Genomic DNA, 18,193 nt, shown 5'->3' on the forward strand with positions numbered 1-18,193 from the left:
TATGCCGGACTACGCCCGCTGATCGACACCGGCGCCGGCCACACCGCCGACGTCTCCCGTGACCATGCCGTCGTCGAGTCGCCCTCGGGCGTGATCAGCGTGATCGGCGGCAAACTCACCGAATACCGGCACATGGCCGAGGACGTGCTCGACCGCGCCATCGTGTTGCGAAAGCTCGACGCCGGTGCGTGCCAGACCAGAAACCTGCCGCTGGTCGGCGCGCCGGGCAACCCGGGGTCCACAACCGCAGCGATGGCCGGGCTGCCGGAGTCGCTGGTTTTGCGCTACGGCGCCGAGGCGGCCAACGTGATCGCGACGGCTACCTGCGATCGGCCCGCGGATCAGGTGGCCGACGGGATCGACGTGACGCGTGCGGAGTTCGAGTACGCCGCGACCCACGAGGGTGCGTTGACGGTCGACGACATCGTCGACCGGCGGACGCGCATCGGCCTGGTGGCGGCCGATCGGGAGCGCGTCATCGCGGCAGCGGAAGAGCTGCTGGCGAAGTAGGGGTCAGAATCACATCACGCACCGCGGACGCGGTATGTGGCTGCCACAACGCCTGCACCGGAACCAGCACGCGCTCCTGGAGTTCGAGCACCTGCACCGCGTGGCCGGCCGCCGGCCCGGGCGCGGAGGTGACGAACGAGACCCCGTGGTCGGTCAGCGGCGCGACCTCGGGCGGGCAACCCTGGACCCGGCTGACGCGGTACCGCGGCTCGAAACCCGCGCGTCGGCAGACGTTGACCAGGAAGTCGCTGTAATACGACGCCCCGGGTGGCGCCCACAGCACAATGGTTTCGTCGGCCAGGTCGGCAATGGACAGGCTCGTCCGCCCGGCCAGCCGGTGAGCGCTGGGGACCGCGACCCGCAGCGCGTCGTAGCGAGCGATCGCGGTGGCCAGCGACTCCTGCGGGACCACCCCGCGGCGCAGCCCGAGGTCGACCGATCCGTCGCGCACCGCGGCCACAAGCTGATCTGGAAACAGTTGCAGCGCCGTGAATGATGTGTCGGGCAACGCCTCGATCGCCGGCGCCAGCAGCGCGTAGACGTCGTTGTTTTCGATCGCCGGGGAGTGCCCGACCACGAACTGATCGGGCTGCTCACTGGCGGCCTCCCGGGTGTGTGCCGCGATCGTGCGCGCGGCCGCGAGCAAGGTGCGCCCCTCCTCGAGCAGCGTCTGCCCGGCCCGGGTCGGTGCGATCCTGCGGCCAGTGCGCACCAACAACGTTGCGCCGACCTGCTTCTCGAGCTGTTGGACCGAACTGCTCAGCGCCTGCTGGGACAGATGCAACTGCGCGGCCGCGCGGGTGAAGCCGGCGGCATCGACGACCGCGATGAAGTGTCGCAGGCGACGCAGGTCGGAGAGCCCGTCGTCGACCAGTGGCTCAGACATCCATCGACTCTATCCACAAGTAATGCTTGTCGAAACATCGATAATGGCTGTTGTTCATTTGTCCTGCCATCGCCTAGATTCGTGGCGACACGAGAGATGGGAGTGCCATGAGCAACCTGACTGGTAAATCGGCCGTGGTGGCCGCCGGAGCGAAGAACCTGGGCGGGCTGATCAGTACGACGCTGGCCGACAAAGGCGTCAACGTCGCGGTGCACTACAACAGCGCGTCCACTGAGGCCGATGCCGACAAGACGGTCGCCGCCGTCCAAGCCGCCGGCGTCAGGGCGATCAAGGTTCAGGGCGACCTGACCAAACCGGACAACGTCACCAAACTGTTCGACGCCGCGGTCGATGCCTTCGGCGGTGTCGACATCGCAATCAATACGGTCGGCAAGGTGTTGCGCAAGCCCATCGTCGAGACCACCGAGGCCGAGTACGACTCGATGTTCGACATCAACTCCAAGGCCGCGTACTTCTTCCTGCAACAGGCCGGCAAGCGTCTCAACGACGGGGGATCGGTGGTCACGATCGTCACCGCGCTGCTGGCCGCCTTCACCGACGGCTACTCCACTTACGCCGGGGCCAAGAGTCCGGTCGAGCACTTCACTCGCGCTGCCGCCAAAGAGTTTGGCGTGCGAGGTATTTCGGTGAACAATGTGGCACCCGGGCCGATGGATACGCCGTTTTTCTACGGTCAGGAGACCCCGGAGCGGGTTGAGTTCCACAAGTCCCAGGGGATGGGCAACCGGCTCACGCTCATCGAGGACATCGCGCCGCTGGTGGTGTTCCTGGCCGGCGAGGGTCACTGGGTGACCGGGCAGACCATCTTCGCCAACGGCGGCTATACCACGCGCTGAGATTTACAGCGGGATGTTCTTGTGCCGTCCGCGCCGGGCCGGTGCTTCGGCCAGCGCCTCGGTGATCTTGCCGCGGGTGTGGGCGGGGTCGATCTTCTCGTCGACGACGCCGATCTCGATGGCGTTGTCGACGCCGCCGGCGATCCGCTCGTGCTCGGCGGCAAGCTCCTCGTGTAGCGCGTCGCGCTCGTGCTCGGCGGCGGCGGCCAGCTTCTTCTTGTGCAGAATGCCGACGGCAGCCTTGGCGCCCATCACGGCGACCTCGGCGTCCGGCCAGGCGAACACCTTGGTGGCGCCCAGCGAACGCGAGTTCATCGCAATGTAGGCCCCGCCGTAGATCTTTCGGGTGACCAGCGTGACGCGCGGGACGGTGGCCTCACCGAACGCATGCAGCAGCTTGGCCCCGCGGCGCACCACGCCGCCCCATTCCTGGTCCACACCCGGCAGGTATCCCGGTACGTCGACGATCACGATCAGCGGGATACCGAACGCGTCGCACAGCCGTACGAAACGCGCTGCCTTCTCGGCGCTTTCGGAGTTCAGGCAGCCGCCCAGGCGCAGCGGATTGTTGGCCAGCACGCCCACCGAGCGTCCCGAGAGCCGACCCAGGCCGACCACCATCGACGGTGCCCACTTGGCTTGGAACTCGTCAAACGGCGTGTCGTCATCGAGCAGCGCGGTGACCAGCGGATGCACGTCGTAGGCACGCCGCGGCGACTCCGGCAGCAGCGCGTGCAGGTCAGTTTCGTGCGCTTCGGCTTTGCTGCGGTCGAAATGACCCTGCTGGCAGAACAATCCGACCAGCCGGCGACCACGCGCGTAGGCGTCGTCCTCGTCGTCGGCGACGATGTGGCAGACACCGGACTTTTTGTGGTGGGTGTCCGGGCCGCCGAGCGAGGCCATGTCGACGTCTTCACCGGTGACGCTGCGCACGACGTCCGGTCCGGTGACGAACACCCGGCCTTCCGGCGCCATGATGACGACGTCGGTCAGTGCCGGTCCGTAGGCCGCGCCGCCGGCGGCGAAACCCACCACGACAGAAATCTGGGGCACGTATCCGGACGCCCGGATCATCGCCTCGAACACCAAACCCACCGCGTGCAGCGCCTTGACGCCCTCGGCGAGCCGCGCGCCACCGGAGTGCCAGATGCCCACGATCGGGCTCTGCTCTGCGATGGCGGTGTCGTAGGCATTGACGATGTGCGTGCAGCCCTCAAGCCCCATGGCGCCACCCATCACGGTGCCGTCGGTGGCAAATGCGATGGTGCGCAACCCGTTGACGGTCCCGCCCGCGGCGAGCACCCCGGAGCGGTCACGTTCGTGCAGCAACTCGATGCTGCCGTCGTCGAAAAACCTGCTCAGTCGCAGCAGCGGGTCGCGCGGGTCGAGCGACTCGTCGATTGCCTCAGGGGCCAGGGTCGTCATCGCAGGTCTCCTCGTCTTAAGTGCTGATCGGTCAGTACCGGCCGAAGGTGAGTGCCACGTTGTGCCCGCCGAAGCCGAAGGAATTGTTGACGGCGTACTGGTAGTTGCCCGGCCGCGGCGTGCCCGCCACCACGTCGAGGTCGATCTCGGGGTCGAGATTCTTCAGGTTCAGCGTCGCCGGGACCACCTGGTCGCGCAGGGCCTGCACAGTCAGGATCGACTCCACCGCGCCGACGGCACCGACGGAGTGGCCGAGTGCGCTCTTGGGTGCGTACACCGCGGCGTTGCCGCCGTGCGGACCCAGGGCGCGGGTGATGGCCATGCTCTCGGCCACGTCGCCGACCGAGGTTCCGGTGGCGTGGGCATTGATGTGGTCGATGTCGGACGGCGATAGCCCGGCCAGCTCGATCGACCGGGTTATCGCATGACCGGCCCGCTCGCCGTTGGGGTCCGGGGCCACCATATGGAAGCCATCCGAGGTGACGCTGGCACCCATCAGCCGCGCCAAGATGTTTGCGCCACGGGCCTTGGCGTGCTCTTCGGTCTCGATGACCATCAGCGCGCCCGCTTCGCCGAAGACGAAGCCATTACGGTCCCTGTCGAACGGACGGCAGGCGCCGGCAGGGTCGTCGTTACTGGTGGACAGCACGATACGCATCTGGGCAAAGCCTGCGATAGGCACCGCCTCGATCTTGGTCTCGACGCCACCGCAGATCGCGATGTCGGCTTCGCCGAGCACGAGTTGCTGCCAGGCGCGGGCAATGGCCTCCGATCCGGACGCGCAGGCCGAGACCGCGGTCATCACACCGGCCTTGGCGTGCCGTTCGAGCCCGATCGAGGCGGCCGCGCCGTTGGGCATGTACATCTGCACGACCAACGGGGAGACCGATTTCAAGCCTCTTTCGCGCATGGCGTCGTAGGCGAAAATCAGCTCTTCGCTGGAACCGATGCCGGTGCCGACCGACACCGCCAACCGGTTGGTGTCCACCTCGGGCGAACCGGCGTTCTCCCACACGCGCCGGTTCAGCACCGTGGCCATTTTCTGCAAGTAACCCATTCGGCGCGCCTCGACGCGGTTCAACTGGTTGTCGAACTCCTCGAGGAGATGCCCACCGATGCGAACCGGCAGATTGAACTGCTCGACGAACGGGTCATCGAGAGTCCGGATTCCGCTCTGTCCGTCCAGCAGCATCTTCCACGTGGTCTCGGCATCGGTCGCCAGTGCGGTCGTCATCGCGACGCCGGTAACAACGATGTCGGGGAAACCGTTCCCCGTAGCCAACTTTGACGATGTGGTCATGGGCCCTACGAACATGCCTTTCTTGTGTTTATCAGTACCGCCCGAAGGCCAGCGCGACGTTGTGTCCGCCGAAACCAAACGAGTTGTTGATGGCGTAGTGGTATTCGCCGTATCGCGGCTCGCCCGCGACGACGTCGAGGTCGATCTCGGGGTCGGGGGTTATGTAGTTGAGTGTCGGCGGAATGACGCCGTCCCGCAGCGCGAGCACGGTCAGGATCGATTCCAGCGCTCCGACGGCGCCGATCGAGTGACCCAGCGCCCCCTTGGGCGCGTAGACCGCGGCGTCTTGACATCCGGCGACCCGGATGGCGTTGGCCTCGGCGGTGTCACCGATCGGGGTGGCGGTCGCATGCGCGTTGATGTGGTCGACGTCCTTGGGGGACAAGCCCGCCATTTCCAGTGAACGGGCCATTGCCTTGCCGGCGCGCACACCGTCGGCGGCCGGGGCCACCATGTGGAACGCATCCGACGTGATGCCGGCACCCATCAGCCGGGCCAGCGGCTTGGCGCCACGGGCCTTGGCGTGCTCTTCGGTCTCGATGATCATCATCGCGCCCGCCTCGCCGAACACGAAGCCGTTGCGGTCCTTGTCGAACGGACGGGACGCTCCCTCGGGGTTGTCGTTGCGAGTCGACATCGCGCGCATCATCGAAAACGCTGCGATCGGCAGCGCCTCGATGTTGCCTTCGACGCCACCGCAGACCGCAAAGTCTGCGTCGCCCATGACGATCTGTCGCCACGCGTGAGCAATGGCCTCCGAGCCCGACGAACAGGCAGACACCGGGGTCATCACCCCGGCGCGGGCGCCGAGTTGCAGACCGACGACGGCCGCGGCGCCGTTGGGCATGATCATCTGCACGGCGAGCGGGGACACCTTGCGGGGCCCGCCCTCGTTCATCAGGTCATAGGTCTCGACGATCTTCTCGGCGCCGCCCAGTCCGGTGCCGACCACGACCGCGAAACGGTCGGGGTCGACCTCAGGGCTGCCGGCGGACTCCCACAGTCGGCCGCTGAGGTACTTGGCCAGCCGTTGGACGTAGGACATGCGCCGCAGATCCAGTCGGCCCATGTGGTCGTCGACGGCCTCTTTGAGATGCCCGCCGATTCTGACCGGCAGGTCCCATTTCGTCACGAACTCGTCCTCGAGCACGCGGATGCCGGATTCCCCGGCAAGCAGACCCTTCCACGTGCCGTCGATGTCTGGCGCGATAGAAGTCGTCGCCTCGACGGCGGTTACCACAACATTGGGGTAACCGCCGTTAGCAGTGGAAGGTTTGGTCACTTGCTCTCGGCCTCGGTCTCGAACTTGGCGCGCAGGGCCTGAGCGGCTTCGGGGTTTTCTTCTTCGAGCTTCTGGATGTAGTTCACGACGTCACCGACGGTGCGCAGACCGGCGAGGTCCTCGTCGGGGATCTTCACGCCGTACTTGTCCTCGGTCTGCACGGCGATCTCCACCATCGACAGCGAGTCGATGTCCAGGTCGTCGACGAACGACTTCTCCGGGGTGATCTCCGAGGGCTCGATACCGGTGACCTCTTCGATGATCTCGGCGATACCGGCGATGATTTCTTCCTGGCTGACGGACACGTTGTGTTTCCCTTCGTAATGTGTTGTGTAGTGCTGATTTACGTACTTTGTGCGGTTGTGATGGCGGACGGGTTTGGTGACTTGGCCGGCTGGCCAACTTTTTCCCGGGTTATAGCTGGGCCAAACCATCCAGGTCTGTGGGGGCCTTGACGGCGTGTGTCGGTGTCCCACGGAGTTCGCGTTTGGCGATGCCGGACAGCGCTCCCGCCGGTGGGAACTCGACAATTACGGTGACGCCGCGCTGACGCAGCGTTGCCGAGCACAGATCCCAGCGCACCGGCCGGGTCAGTTGCGCGACGAGCTTGTCCATTGCGTCGGCGGCCGAGGTCACCGGCTGACCATCGCGGTTGGACAACAACGTGGCGGTGGGTTCGCAGGTTGCGAGGTTCTGCGCCGCCGCGGCGTAGCCGTCGAGAGCCGAGGCCATGAACTCGGTGTGGAAGGCGCCCGCGACGCCCAAGGCGCGGACCCGGGCCTTCGCCGGCGGGTCTTCGGCGAGCTTGTCCAGCGCGCTGAGGCGGCCGGCGGCCACGATCTGGCCGGCGGCGTTGCGGTTGGCCGCGACCAGGTCGAGCTGTTCGAGCCGCGCGAGCACTTCGGCCTCCTCGCCACCGAGAACGGCTGACATTCCGGTCGGCTCGTTGGCGCAGGCTTTGGCCATCTCGGCGCCGCGGGTGGCGGCCAGCGCGACAGCGTCGTCGGCGGACAGCACGCCGGCGATTGCGTAGGCGGCAATTTCACCCACCGAGTGGCCCGCGACGACCACATCCTTGCCTGCGAGCAGACCGCGGCTCGTCAGTTCCTGGTACGCGAGCAGGGTGGCCGCGACAATCAGCGGCTGAGCGATCGCGGTGTCGGTGATCTCCTCGGTGGCGGCGGTGGTGCCCAGCCGTGCGAGATCGAGTCCGCTGGCGGTCGACCACGACGTCAACCGGGCCGCGGCGCCGGGCAACTCCAGCCACGGCGAGAGCATCCCCTCGGTCTGCGACCCTTGTCCGGGCGCCAGCAACGCAATCACGTTATTAAGGAAACACTGTGAAGCCGTCATTGCGACGTGTAAAGGAATATGAACCTTGTCTTATGTTTTTGTGGAAACTCCACAAAACAGCCCGCGATGCGACGTGTTCGATATCGTGCCGCAATCTGTCAGCCGACGTCGACGGTGCTTCGCGCCGCGAATAGGTCGCTGTCGATCGGTCGCGTGACCGGCGTCACGACGCCGCTTGCAGCGCTGGACTGCTCCGCCTGGTACACCAGCTGGCCCACCGTCGCGGCCACCCGCAGGACGTAAGCGTCGCGCGGCAGGGTCGGGTCGCGACCGGTGAAGTCCGCGATGCGCCGCAGTCGATAGCGCACGGTGTTTGGATGAACGAACAACTTGCGGGCGCAGGCCTCGATCGCGCCGCCGCAGTCCAGGTAGGCGTCCAGGGTCTCGGTCAGCGTCGGACCAGCGTCGGCGAGCGGTCGCATCACATCGGTGTGCAACGCCGCGACGGCTGCCGCGTCGCCCATCAGTGCCCGCTCGGGGAGCAGTTCACGCGCCAGCACGGGTCGCGGTGCGCCCCGCCAACCGGTCACGGCGTTCATGCCGGCGATGGCCTCGCTGGCGCTGTGGTAGGCCGCCGTCAGCATCGGCGCAGTCGGCCCGATCACCACCGGGCCCTCGGAGAAGGCGTCCAACAGGGCGCCAAAGACTTTCTCGGTCGGTGCCAACTGGCCGGAGACAATCGCGACCAGGTAGGTGCCGTGCACGTCAGTGAGCGCGGCGCGGCCGTGCCGTGCGGCGATATCCCGAACATCTTGGCTGGCATGGCTTTCCCGGCCCGGCGCCGGCGTACCGACCATCACGGTCGCCGGAGCATTGGTGTCCCAGTTCAGCGCCGCGGCGCGGGATAACAGTTCCGGGCCCGTGTCGCCGCGAACCACCGCGTCTACGACGGTGGCCTCCATGCGGCTGTCCCAGGTGCCCCGCGCCTCGGCCGCGTCGGCGTAAGCGGTCGCGGCACTGAACGCCAGGTCGCGGCTGTACTTGAGGATCCCGACGGTCAGCGCGGTCAGTTGCTCGTCGGAGCGGGCCAGCAGCGGGGCGACCTCTTCGAAGAATTCCAGGGTGACCCGGATCATCTCGACAGAGTGACGCAATGGCATCCGTCGGGTCAGGTCCTGGGGCATCAGTTCGAACGCCCGGGCGGTGTAGTCGATGTTGCTGCTCGGGTCGGTCATCCACTCCACGAAGTTCGCGACGGCGGTCTGCACCACCAGCGCCAAGCTGGCCCGCTGGGAGGCTTCCAGCTCCGCGAAGAATGGCAGCCGTTCCTGCATGGCGCTCACGGCTTCGGTGGAGAAGCGGCCGGAGTACTGCTTCAGCCGGCGCAGCAGCGACTCCGGAACGGAGTCCAGCAGATCCAGCGTCGTCCGGGGCGTCGGGAACTGCTTGTCGGGCATTCCTAAAAGCTACGCCGATTTTCTGGATGTTTCCGCCAAAGACGCGCACTCAGGCGTTCCGCCCAGGCTGCGGCTGGCCGCGTTCTCGACGCCCAGACTGCGGCTGGCCGCGTTCTCGACGAAGGGCGTATCAGGCGCCCGGTCCTGGGTCGGAGGTCTGCGCCGGCGCGGCCTGCACATCGTCGATGCGGTACTGCCGCGCGGCCGCGACCGCCACCGACGGGTCGATCTCGCCGTCGCGGGCCAGCGCCTCCAGCACGGCGACGACCTGCGACTCGGCATCGGTGTTGAAGTAACGCCGCGCCGCCGGCCGGGTGTCGGAGAAGCCGAACCCGTCGGTGCCCAGCGTGACGTAGCTGCCCGGCACCCAAGGTCGAATCAGCTCGGGCACCGCCCGCATCCAGTCCGAGACGGCGATGAACGGGCCGGTCGCCTTGGACAGCGCCCGCGTCACGTACGGCTCGTCCGCGGGCCGGTCCGGGTGCCGCAGCCGTTCCTTCTGGATGGCGACGCCGTCGCGGTTGAGCTCACTCCAACTGGTCACCGACCACACGTCGGCGGCGACATCCCACTCGGCGGCCAGCATCTCGGCGGCCCGCAGCGCCGCGGGCATCGCCACGCCCGACGCCAAAATGTTGGCGGCGTTGGAGCGGCTTTCGGCGGCCCGCTGGTAGCGGTAGATCCCGCGCAGGACGCCTTCGGGGTCGAAGTTCTCCGGCTCCGGCGGCTGCACGTAGGGCTCGTTGTAGATGGTCAGGTAGAAGAAGACGTTTTCGGGCTGCTCGCCGTACATCCGGGCCAACCCGCCTTCGATGATGTAAGCGATTTCGAAGGCGAAGGCAGGGTCGTAGGAGACCACCGCCGGGTTGGTGGCCGCCAGCAGCGGCGATTGACCGTCGGCATGCTGCAGTCCCTCGCCGGTCAGCGTGGTGCGTCCGGCGGTGGCGCCGAGTAAGAAGCCGCGTGTCATCTGGTCGGCAGCGGCCCATAGCCCGTCGCCGGTCCGTTGAAAGCCGAACATCGAATAGAAGATGTAGATCGGGATCATCGGCTCGTTGTGCGTCGCATACGACGTGCCGGCCGCGGTGAAGGAGGCGACCGAGCCGGCCTCGTTGATGCCCTCATGCAGGATCTGGCCGATCTCACTTTCCTTGTAAGCCAGCATGAGATCGGCATCGACGGCGGTGTAGAGCTGGCCGTTGCGGTTGTAGATCTTCAACGACGGGAACCAGGAGTCCATGCCGAACGTGCGCGCCTCGTCAGGGATGATCGGGACGATGCGCGGCCCGATCTCCTTGTCGCGAAGGAGTTCTTTGAAGGTCCGCACCGTCGCCATGGTGGTGGCCACTTCCTGGTGCCCGGACCCCTTCTTCAGCGGCGAATAGATCTCGCGACCCGGCAGGTTCAGCGTCTTGGAGTTGGTGCGCCGCTCGGGCAGGAAGCCGCCCAGTGCGTGCCGCCGCTCAAGCAGATAACGGATCTCGGGGGCGTCGGGGCCGGGGTGGTAGTACGGCGGCAGGTAGGGATCCTGTTCGAGTTGCGCATCGCTGATCGGGATTCGGATCGCATCGCGGAAGTCCTTGAGGTCTTGTAGCGCAAGCTTTTTCATTTGGTGCGTGGCGTTGCGGCCCTGGAAGTGCGCGCCGAGCGAGTAGCCCTTGATGGTTTTGGCCAGGATCACCGTCGGCTGGCCGTTGTGGTCGACGGCCGCGCGGTAGGCCGCATAGACCTTGCGGTAGTCGTGCCCGCCGCGCTTGAGGTTCCAGATCTCCGCGTCGGTCATCGACGCGACGAGCGCCTTGGTGCGTGGGTCGCGGCCGAAGAAGTGATCGCGCACGTAGGCACCGTCGTTGGCCTTGTAGGTCTGGTAGTCGCCGTCGGGGGTGGTGTTCATCAAATTCACCAGTGCGCCGTCGCGGTCGGCGTGCAGCAGCGCGTCCCACTCGCGCCCCCAGACGACCTTGATGACGTTCCAGCCGGCGCCGCGGAAGAACGACTCCAACTCCTGGATGATCTTGCCGTTGCCGCGTACCGGGCCGTCGAGGCGCTGCAGGTTGCAGTTGACGACGAACGTCAGGTTGTCCAGGCCCTCGTTGGCGGCCACCTGGATCAGCCCGCGGCTCTCCGGCTCGTCCATCTCACCGTCGCCCAAAAACGCCCACACGTGCTGATCGGAGGTGTCCTTGAGGCCGCGATCATGCAGGTAGTGGTTGAACCGGGCCTGATAGATGGCGTTCATCGGGCCCAGGCCCATCGACACTGTCGGAAACTGCCAGAAGTCGGGCATCAACCGCGGGTGCGGGTAGGACGGCAGCCCGCCGCCGGGGTGGCTGTGCTCCTGACGGAAGCCGTCCAGCTGATCGGTGGTCAGTCGGCCCTCCAGAAACGCCCGGGCGTAGATGCCGGGGGAGGCGTGGCCCTGGATGAACACCTGATCGCCGCCGCCGGGATGCGAACGGCCGCGGAAGAAGTGGTTGAAGCCGACTTCGTAGAGCGCCGCCGAGGATGCGTAGGTCGAAATATGGCCGCCCACACCGACTCCCGGGCGCTGCGCGCGGTGCACCATGATCGCGGCGTTCCATCTGATCCAGGCCCGATAGCGTCGTTCGACGTCCTCGTCACCGGGGAACCACGGCTCCATCTCGGTCGGAATGGTGTTGACGTAGTCGGTCGATGTCAGAGCTGGCAGTGCCACCCGCTGTTCGCCGGCCCGCTCGAGCAACCGCAGCATCAGGTAGCGGGCGCGCGCCGGCCCTTGACGCGCCAAAAGCTCGTCAAAGGATTCCAGCCACTCGGCGGTTTCCTCCGGATCGATGTCCGGCAGGTAGGACGCGACGCCTTCGCGGATCACCCGCACGCGGTCGGGTTCGCTTGCGGCGGTGGTGTTTTTCGCCAGATCGTGGCGGACGAACTCGGTGGTCAACGCACTACTCCTAGGTAGGCGGCCGACCGGCTTGTGGCTGATCGAGCCGTCGCGGATTGCTGCGGCCCCGGTGGGGGCTGCCCCTATCGTGCCGCACTCGATCTCGGCGCGGGTAGCGCCCGGGTCAGCTGGCCGGCAACGCCGCGATCACGGCGCTTGACGCTGCCTGTCGAGGTCAACCGGTAACGTCGTGATCTGTGCGGATGGGATGGTTCGGCTGGCCCAGCGCTGCGCGCGCCGCGGGCTGCATCGCTGTCGTGTTGATTGCTGTCGTCGGCTGCACGACTGTCACCGACGGCTCACCGGGGGTCGATGTCGCGATGGCCCCGGCTTACCGCGCGTCGGTCTCCGCATCCGTCTCGGCCTCGGCGGCCACCTCGAGTATCAGGGAGTCGCAGCGCCAGCGCTCGATCACGGTCGCGGCCGTGGTCAAAGCATGCGAATCGTTCGTCGTCAGCAGCAAAGAAGCCGTCGATCGGGTGAACGACTTTGTCGCCGCCTACAACCGGGGAGGCGATACTTCGGCCGCCGCGCAACCTGCGGTCGATGCCTTGACGCACAGCGCCGACACCGTCGAAAGCGACAGCAATGGTCCGCTGTCGCGGCAATTGCGCGAGGCGCTCAACGCCTACAACGACGCTGCCCGCGCCGTTGCGAACGCGATCCGCTCACACGTCGGGACCGACCAGTTCAATCAGCGCGTCAATCAACTCAACGACGCCAAGGGCGAAGCTGTCAAAAGTTGCCGGGCGTCCCTTTGAGTCGGCTGATGTGCAACGCTTCGCGCTATGGGACGATAATTTGCAACGCATGGCGTCTTTGACGCTCAAGTGGCTTGAAACTGACAAGGAGGTCGCACGGTGGTGGCCGCGGATGACGCCCCGAGCTTTGCCGGCAAACTGGGCATCCAACCAGGGCAGGTTGTCCAGGAGTGGGGTTGGGACGAGGACGCCGACGACGACATTCGCGCCGATGTCGAGGATGCGTGCGGTGGCGAGTTGCTCGACGAAGACACCGACGAGGTGGTGGACATCGTGCTGCTGTGGTGGCGCGATGATGACGGTGACCTGGTGGACACCCTGATGGACGCGATTACCTCGCTGGCCGATGACGGCGTGATCTGGGTGCTCACACCCAAGACCGGCAAGGCCGGCCACGTGCAACCCGCCGAGATCGCCGAGTCGGCGCCGACAGCCGGCCTGATGCCGACCTCGTCGGTCAACCTCGGAGACTGGAGCGCCAGCCGTCTGGTGCAACCGAAGTCGCGAGCGGCCGGGCGTCGCTGATGCTGCCGGTAGGTAGCACCGCACCAGACTTCACGTTGCCCGACCAGAACCGACAGCTCGTCACCCTCAGCGACTTTCGCGGCGCCAAGGACGTGCTACTGGTCTTCTTTCCGCTGGCGTTCACCGGCATCTGCCAGGGTGAGCTCGATCAGGTTCGCGATCACCTGCCCGATTACGAGGACGACGACCGTGCGGTGCTGGCCATCTCGGTCGGGCCGGCGGCCACCCACAAGGTGTGGGCCACCCAAAGCGGGTTCCTGTTCCCGGTGCTCTCGGATTTCTGGCCGCATGGCGCGGTCAGCCAGGCCTACGGCGTGTTCAACGACGACGCCGGGGTCGCAAACCGGGGCACGTTCGTCATCGACCGGTCTGGGACGGTCCGTTTTGCCGAGATGAAGCAGCCCGGCGAAGCCCGTGACCAGCAGCTGTGGGTCGACGCGTTGGCGGCGCTGGACGCCTGAGCGGTTGACCGGCGTTTTGGGCGTCGAGTGGTCGGGACGGTATCTTTGCCCGGCACGGGCGCGTAGCTCAGTGGTAGAGCTCTGGTTTTACACACCAGCGGTCGGCGGTTCGATACCGTCCGCGCCCACCATCGTTTGTGTAGGAGTAACGAGCTTGCTCTTCGACGGCAGCGAGTCGGGCGTCGCGACGATTGCGGGCGTGCCGGGGTCCGGGGCATCGAGTGTGCATCCTGGGCGTCGAGTGTGCATCGTGGGCGGGAAAATCGCGAAAATCCCGCCCTGTGTTAGCACTCGAAGCCGTCAGTGCACACTCGACGCTGGGACAGGCGCAACGAGGCAAGCGGACGGCCAGCCGGCGAAGAGGCATGTGACGTGAGTCTCAACCCGGGACCGAGCGTGGCGAGCGCCACATTTACTTCGTCTCCCTAATTAGGCAAGCTTGGTACATGACTTCGCAGCTGACTTCCAAGCGCACCGACAGCGACGTCCTGCCCAAGGACTTCGACGCCACGACCGGGCCGATCTACCTGCAGCCGTGGTTCTGGTTGGCCATCATCGGCGCGATTGGCATGGTCGCCCTCACTATCACCATCTAGGCCCTACACCACCCGCCAACCTCGGCGGGCGCGAAAGCGCATGTCCCACAGGTAGAGCCGATAGCCGACGATCCATGCCTGGTGTGGAATCAGGTGGTCGGCCAACCGTAAGGCGGCAAGTAGCCATTCGAAACGACGCTGCTGGGATTCTGACCAATCCAACCGCATCAGGGTGCGGAACTCGGGAGGCAGAAAGCCCGTCGTCGCGAACAGGTTGAACGGCCCCACCAGGGCGCGCAATGGCCATGGCAGAAACGCCATCGCCGCGACTCCACGCAGGTGCTCGCGGACCGGGGGATCGATCCGCAGGCCATCCAGCGACCGGTCCCAATAGTCGGCGAAGGCGACCCGATTCGGTGGCCACATGGACTCGCGCACCTGGAGCGTGGTGCCCAGCCGCCGGGCGTCCCGGTATACCGCGTCGGCGGCCGCCTCGTCGAGTGGGCCGTAAAGACACTCGTGCTGGTCGACGAAGTAGCGATACAGACACGCTGCCACCCACAGTTGCAGTGCGGGATCGAATGCGTTGTAGGACACCGGACTCGACGCCGTCGACCGGACTCGGCGGTGCGCGGTGTCGACGGCGGCGCGGATCAGCGCGCGGTCAGAATCGCTGCCGATGGTCGCGGCCGCGAGATAGGTTCCGGTGGTGCGCGCCCGTTTGAACGGATGCTTGTAGACGTTTCCGCTGTCGACCGGAGATTCCAATACGCCATAGCCCACTGCCGGCGATGACAGCTGCATGATCACGTTCGCGGCAGGCAGCAAGGCCGCCGCCGGATTCAGCAGGTCGGCGACTCGTGTGACCGTTCGCTTCATCGTTGGCCGGGCTCCATGAGCCGAGTAGACCACGTATGAGACGCTGCCGGAGTGATTGGCACCGCGCGACGACGTCTCCGAGTCTTGGGCGTGCTGTTGGGGTATCTGGCCGATCTCCTACTGGGTGACCCGCGATTGTGCCATCCGGTGGCGGGATTCGGTGCTGCGGCAGGATCGCTCGAGCGGGTCACCTACCGCGACAGCCGGGCGGCCGGCGCGGTCCACGTCGCCATCCTGGTCGGTGCGGTGAGCCTGGCGGGTGCCGTGCTGGAGCGGCGGGCCCGGCGCTGTGGTGCATTCGGCTCGGTCGTGGCGACCGCGGCGGCAACCTGGGTCGCGCTCGGCGGAACATCGCTGGCGCGCACCGGATCAGCGATGGGTGATTTTCTCGGTCGCCACGATCTCGCCAGCGCCCGGCGGCTGTTGCCGTCGCTGTGTGGACGTGACCCGGCGATGCTGGATGCCGCGGACCTGACCCGGGCGACGGTGGAATCGGTGGCTGAGAACACCTCCGATGCGCAGGTGGCCCCGCTGCTGTGGGCGACCGGGTTCGGCGTGCCGGGAGTTCTGGGCTACCGCGCCGTAAACACCCTGGACGCGATGATTGGACACCGATCGCCGCGCTACGCCAGATTCGGTTGGGCTGCAGCACGATTGGATGACGCGGCCAACTATGTCGCGGCGCGCGTGACGGCCACACTCGCGGCCGTGTGCGCGCCGATAGTCGGCGGCTCGCCGTTGCATGCGGTCCAGGCGTGGCGTCGCGATGCGGGGCGTCACCCCAGCCCGAATGCCGGTGTCGTCGAGGCGGCATTCGCGGGCGCATTGGGTGTCGGACTCGGCGGGCCGACCCAGTATCATTACGAACTGCAGATCCGCCCGTCCCTTGGTGCCGGCCCTGCGCCTGCGGTGGCCGATGTGCAACGTGCCGTTCGGCTTTCGCAAGCCGTGCAGGCAGCCGCAATGGCGATAAGCCTTAGCGTCGCCGTCCGTAGCGGTCGGTGAGTTTGTCTTCGACGGTCGTTGGGGCCGGCTTCTCCGCGGGCTGTGCACCCTGGGACTTTTCGGCTCGGCGGGCGCGTACCTCGGCATAGACGAAGTAGCCCAACAGAATCGGTGCAACCACGCCGAAGGTGATCCACTGGATTCCGTAGGACAAGAACGGGCCCGCATCCAGGTGAGGCAGGCCGATCACGCCCAGCCCGCCGGGTTGACCGTCGACCAATTGCAGGTACGAGCCGGTCAGCGGGGTACCGATCAACGCCGCGATCTGGCTGGTGCTGATCGAATACACTTGCCGCACGCCATCACTGATGAAGGACTTCTTGTCCAGCACCGGACTCTCGGAGTCGCGCAGGTGCGCCGTCAAAGTCACCGTGTCGCGGGGCGGCGGTGCAATCGGTGGCACCCGAGAACCGGGCAGCGGCCGGACGTAACCGCGGTCCACCAACACCGTCGGACCACCGTCGACAACAAACGGCTGCAGCACTTCGAGCGACGCATCTCCATCGGCGACCCGCAGCCGCGCCACCACCTGCTTGTCCGGCAGATAGTGCCCGGTCGCCGTGACTCGGCGCCACTGCTCGTCTGCAGCCGTCGAATCCTGCTGCGGCAAAAGCGTTGTCAAGGGAACCGGGTCAGATGTCAGGGAATGCTGAATTTGCCGGTTCTCTCGGGACGTCTTGGTGTTCTTCCCCAGCTGCCACGGCGCGAGCACGCTGAAGCACAGATAGGTGAACGCGATCACCACGATGGCCAGCGCAATCCAGCCCGGCCGCAGCAGGAAAGCCAGGCGACGCATCAGCCGGCCCCGTCCGTCGCAAGCCGCTCATCAACCCAGGTGTGCAGCCCGGGCAGCGACGCTTCGATGGCGGCGAAGGTGATTTCAAAGTCGTGGTTGTCGCCGTAATAGGGGTCATCGACGTCGAGAACGAATGCGCCCGAGCGGGGGTCGAAGGATCGCAGCAGCCGGAGTCGGTCGGCATCGACGCCCAGTTGTTGCAGGAGCGGCACGTGGTTTCGGGCGAGCGCGATCACCAGGTCGGCGTTGATGTGGTCGACGCCGACCTGCGCGGCGCTGTGACCGGTGGGATAGCCGTGGGTGCGCAGCACCCGGTTGGCCCGCTCGTCGGCTGATTTGCCGATGTGCCAGCCCGCGGTTCCCGCACTTGTCACCCGCACGGCGTGGTCGAGGCCGCGCTCGGTGATTTGGTGGGCAAACATCTTCTCCGCCATGGGCGATCGACAGATGTTGCCGGTGCACACGAACGTGATGTGCAATTTCGAATCAGACACCCAACGCCTTCCGCAACTCGTCGACCGTCGCGACATGCAAGGCGCCGCTAGGCGCATGCTCGTCGAAATCGGACCGTCCGTAGCCCCAGCCGACGACGACGGCGTCAATCCCGTGCGCGGCAGCGCCTTCGACGTCGTGACGGCGGTCACCGACCATGAGCACCCGCTCAGGCAGTGGCTGCAATTGTGCCAACGCGTGCGCGAGCACGTCGGCCTTGGCGGCGCGGGTGCCGTCGACGCTGGCCCCGGCGACGACGTCGAAGTGCCCGTCGAGGCCGAAGTGGGCCAGGATGCGCTGGGCGGTGGGCTCGGCCTTGGAGGTGGCCACCGCGAGGCGGACCCCGGCGGCCTGCAGGTCGGCCAGCAGCGGCCCGATGCCGTCGAAGAGGCTGTTGATCGCCCAACCACGGGTGGTGTAGTCGGCGCGGTAGGCGGCGATCGCGGCGTCGGCGCGCTCGCCCAGACCCATCGCCGCGAAGGTGTGGTGCATCGGCGGTCCGACGATCCGGCTGGCCAGGTCGCCTTCGGGCACCGCTGCGCCGATTTCGCCCAGGGCGTGGCAGAAGCTGGACACGATGCCGTCCGCGGAGTCGGTCAACGTGCCGTCGAGGTCGAAGATCACCAGGTCTGCCGAGACGGTGCCGCTCACGTGCCCATTGTCGCCGATGCCGCCGCCGGCCGGTGATCGTGTCCCGACACCCGGCCGCGCGGCGAGGTCGTTACTGTTTCAGATGTGGCTAGTCTGGAGTCGAGTGGGTCGTTTCCGCTTGCTGGCGCGCGCTACCACGGCGATCAGGCCGCCG

Annotated in this window: 19 protein-coding genes and 1 tRNA gene; 8 read left to right on the forward strand and 12 right to left on the reverse strand. The window is 66.6% G+C overall.

Features of this window, described 5'->3' with window-relative positions; translation table 11 throughout:
• The coding region (locus tag AC2VOG_RS15315) for a glycerol-3-phosphate dehydrogenase C-terminal domain-containing protein (protein WP_486940726.1) at positions 1-510 on the forward strand (510 nt) is incomplete at its 5' end.
• Here AC2VOG_RS15315 and AC2VOG_RS15320 read toward each other — a convergent pair.
• A complete protein-coding gene (locus tag AC2VOG_RS15320; protein WP_486940727.1) occupies positions 476-1,396 on the reverse strand; it encodes a LysR family transcriptional regulator in 921 nt (306 codons plus the stop codon). The genes AC2VOG_RS15315 and AC2VOG_RS15320 overlap by 35 nt on opposite strands.
• Before the next feature lie 107 nt (positions 1,397-1,503).
• Between AC2VOG_RS15320 and AC2VOG_RS15325 the strand changes: the two genes are divergently transcribed.
• The gene (locus AC2VOG_RS15325) at positions 1,504-2,253 is read left to right on the forward strand and encodes an SDR family oxidoreductase (RefSeq protein WP_486940728.1); all 750 of its coding nucleotides are present in this window, start codon (positions 1,504-1,506) and stop codon (positions 2,251-2,253) included.
• Positions 2,254-2,256: 3 nt separating this feature from the next.
• Here AC2VOG_RS15325 and AC2VOG_RS15330 read toward each other — a convergent pair whose 3' ends face one another.
• The 7 genes from AC2VOG_RS15330 to aceE form a co-directional block, all read right to left on the reverse strand.
• Positions 2,257-3,678, reverse strand: a complete 1,422-nt coding sequence (locus AC2VOG_RS15330) for an acyl-CoA carboxylase subunit beta (protein WP_486940729.1) — start codon at positions 3,676-3,678, stop codon at positions 2,257-2,259.
• A 31-nt stretch (positions 3,679-3,709) separates the two neighbouring features.
• Positions 3,710-4,978, reverse strand: a complete 1,269-nt coding sequence (gene kasB / locus AC2VOG_RS15335; protein WP_486940730.1) for a 3-oxoacyl-ACP synthase KasB — start codon at positions 4,976-4,978, stop codon at positions 3,710-3,712.
• A 31-nt stretch (positions 4,979-5,009) separates the two neighbouring features.
• The gene (gene kasA, locus AC2VOG_RS15340) at positions 5,010-6,260 is read right to left on the reverse strand and encodes a 3-oxoacyl-ACP synthase KasA (protein ID WP_486940731.1); all 1,251 of its coding nucleotides are present in this window, start codon (positions 6,258-6,260) and stop codon (positions 5,010-5,012) included.
• The gene (acpM, locus tag AC2VOG_RS15345) at positions 6,257-6,565 is read right to left on the reverse strand and encodes a meromycolate extension acyl carrier protein AcpM (RefSeq protein ID WP_292991251.1); all 309 of its coding nucleotides are present in this window, start codon (positions 6,563-6,565) and stop codon (positions 6,257-6,259) included. The genes kasA and acpM overlap by 4 nt, the downstream gene beginning before the upstream one ends.
• 109 nt (positions 6,566-6,674) lie before the next feature.
• The gene (locus AC2VOG_RS15350; RefSeq protein ID WP_486940732.1) at positions 6,675-7,583 is read right to left on the reverse strand and encodes an ACP S-malonyltransferase; all 909 of its coding nucleotides are present in this window, start codon (positions 7,581-7,583) and stop codon (positions 6,675-6,677) included.
• A 128-nt stretch (positions 7,584-7,711) separates the two neighbouring features.
• Positions 7,712-9,010 carry a PucR family transcriptional regulator gene (locus AC2VOG_RS15355; protein ID WP_486940733.1) on the reverse strand — a complete coding sequence of 433 codons (1,299 nt, stop codon included), beginning with the start codon at positions 9,008-9,010 and terminating at the stop codon, positions 7,712-7,714.
• A 130-nt stretch (positions 9,011-9,140) separates the two neighbouring features.
• On the reverse strand, positions 9,141-11,933 hold the full coding sequence (gene aceE, locus AC2VOG_RS15360; protein ID WP_486940734.1) for a pyruvate dehydrogenase (acetyl-transferring), homodimeric type: 2,793 nt from the start codon (positions 11,931-11,933) through the stop codon (positions 9,141-9,143).
• Between the two features lie 203 nt (positions 11,934-12,136).
• On the opposite strand from aceE, the gene AC2VOG_RS15365 reads away from it, so the two are divergent.
• From AC2VOG_RS15365 to AC2VOG_RS15385, 5 genes are all read left to right on the forward strand, one after another.
• Positions 12,137-12,694, forward strand: coding sequence for a hypothetical protein (locus AC2VOG_RS15365; RefSeq protein ID WP_486940735.1), 558 nt, complete (start codon positions 12,137-12,139; stop codon positions 12,692-12,694).
• A 99-nt stretch (positions 12,695-12,793) separates the two neighbouring features.
• Positions 12,794-13,219, forward strand: a complete 426-nt coding sequence (locus tag AC2VOG_RS15370; protein ID WP_486940736.1) for a DUF3052 domain-containing protein — start codon at positions 12,794-12,796, stop codon at positions 13,217-13,219.
• Positions 13,219-13,680 (forward strand): peroxiredoxin, encoded by a 462-nt coding sequence (locus tag AC2VOG_RS15375; protein WP_486940737.1) that lies wholly within the window; start codon positions 13,219-13,221, stop codon positions 13,678-13,680. The genes AC2VOG_RS15370 and AC2VOG_RS15375 overlap by 1 nt, the downstream gene beginning before the upstream one ends.
• A 56-nt stretch (positions 13,681-13,736) precedes the next feature.
• Positions 13,737-13,811, forward strand: a tRNA-Val gene (locus AC2VOG_RS15380).
• 315 nt (positions 13,812-14,126) lie between these two features.
• Positions 14,127-14,276 (forward strand): hypothetical protein, encoded by a 150-nt coding sequence (locus AC2VOG_RS15385; RefSeq protein WP_486940738.1) that lies wholly within the window; start codon positions 14,127-14,129, stop codon positions 14,274-14,276.
• Between the two features lie 3 nt (positions 14,277-14,279).
• Here AC2VOG_RS15385 and AC2VOG_RS15390 read toward each other — a convergent pair whose 3' ends face one another.
• Positions 14,280-15,095, reverse strand: a complete 816-nt coding sequence (locus tag AC2VOG_RS15390; protein ID WP_486940739.1) for an oxygenase MpaB family protein — start codon at positions 15,093-15,095, stop codon at positions 14,280-14,282.
• A 54-nt stretch (positions 15,096-15,149) separates the two neighbouring features.
• Between AC2VOG_RS15390 and AC2VOG_RS15395 the strand changes: the two genes are divergently transcribed.
• Positions 15,150-16,100 carry a cobalamin biosynthesis protein gene (locus AC2VOG_RS15395; RefSeq protein ID WP_486940743.1) on the forward strand — a complete coding sequence of 317 codons (951 nt, stop codon included), beginning with the start codon at positions 15,150-15,152 and terminating at the stop codon, positions 16,098-16,100.
• On the opposite strand, the gene AC2VOG_RS15400 is transcribed toward AC2VOG_RS15395, so the two are convergent.
• From AC2VOG_RS15400 to AC2VOG_RS15410, 3 genes are read right to left on the reverse strand one after another with little or no spacing between them, the layout of a single operon-like run.
• Entirely contained in the window at positions 16,072-16,896 is an 825-nt protein-coding gene (locus tag AC2VOG_RS15400; RefSeq protein WP_486940740.1) for an SURF1 family cytochrome oxidase biogenesis protein, read from the reverse strand. The two genes, AC2VOG_RS15395 and AC2VOG_RS15400, sit on opposite strands and share 29 nt — an antisense overlap.
• On the reverse strand, positions 16,896-17,390 hold the full coding sequence (locus tag AC2VOG_RS15405) for a low molecular weight protein-tyrosine-phosphatase (protein ID WP_486940741.1): 495 nt from the start codon (positions 17,388-17,390) through the stop codon (positions 16,896-16,898). Before AC2VOG_RS15405 ends, AC2VOG_RS15400 begins: the two co-directional genes overlap by 1 nt.
• A complete protein-coding gene (locus AC2VOG_RS15410) occupies positions 17,383-18,039 on the reverse strand; it encodes an HAD-IA family hydrolase (protein WP_486940742.1) in 657 nt (218 codons plus the stop codon). Before AC2VOG_RS15410 ends, AC2VOG_RS15405 begins: the two co-directional genes overlap by 8 nt.
• Positions 18,040-18,193 lie beyond the last annotated feature (154 nt).

It is taken from the genome of Mycobacterium sp. TH-M11 (assembly GCF_057473725.1).

Bases quoted from the DNA above. Each gene is read 5' to 3' on its own strand.
- AC2VOG_RS15320 (WP_486940727.1), bottom strand. From the start codon at position 1,396: ATGTCTGAGCCACTGGTCGACGACGGGCTCTCCGACCTGCGTCGCCTG.
- AC2VOG_RS15325 (WP_486940728.1), top strand. From the start codon at position 1,504: ATGAGCAACCTGACTGGTAAATCGGCCGTGGTGGCCGCCGGAGCGAAG.
- AC2VOG_RS15330 (WP_486940729.1), bottom strand. From the start codon at position 3,678: ATGACGACCCTGGCCCCTGAGGCAATCGACGAGTCGCTCGACCCGCGC.
- kasB (WP_486940730.1), bottom strand. From the start codon at position 4,978: ATGACCACATCGTCAAAGTTGGCTACGGGGAACGGTTTCCCCGACATC.
- AC2VOG_RS15355 (WP_486940733.1), bottom strand. From the start codon at position 9,010: ATGCCCGACAAGCAGTTCCCGACGCCCCGGACGACGCTGGATCTGCTG.
- AC2VOG_RS15365 (WP_486940735.1), top strand. From the start codon at position 12,137: ATGGGATGGTTCGGCTGGCCCAGCGCTGCGCGCGCCGCGGGCTGCATC.
- AC2VOG_RS15375 (WP_486940737.1), top strand. From the start codon at position 13,219: ATGCTGCCGGTAGGTAGCACCGCACCAGACTTCACGTTGCCCGACCAG.
- AC2VOG_RS15385 (WP_486940738.1), top strand. From the start codon at position 14,127: ATGACTTCGCAGCTGACTTCCAAGCGCACCGACAGCGACGTCCTGCCC.
- AC2VOG_RS15390 (WP_486940739.1), bottom strand. From the start codon at position 15,095: ATGAAGCGAACGGTCACACGAGTCGCCGACCTGCTGAATCCGGCGGCG.
- AC2VOG_RS15400 (WP_486940740.1), bottom strand. From the start codon at position 16,896: ATGCGTCGCCTGGCTTTCCTGCTGCGGCCGGGCTGGATTGCGCTGGCC.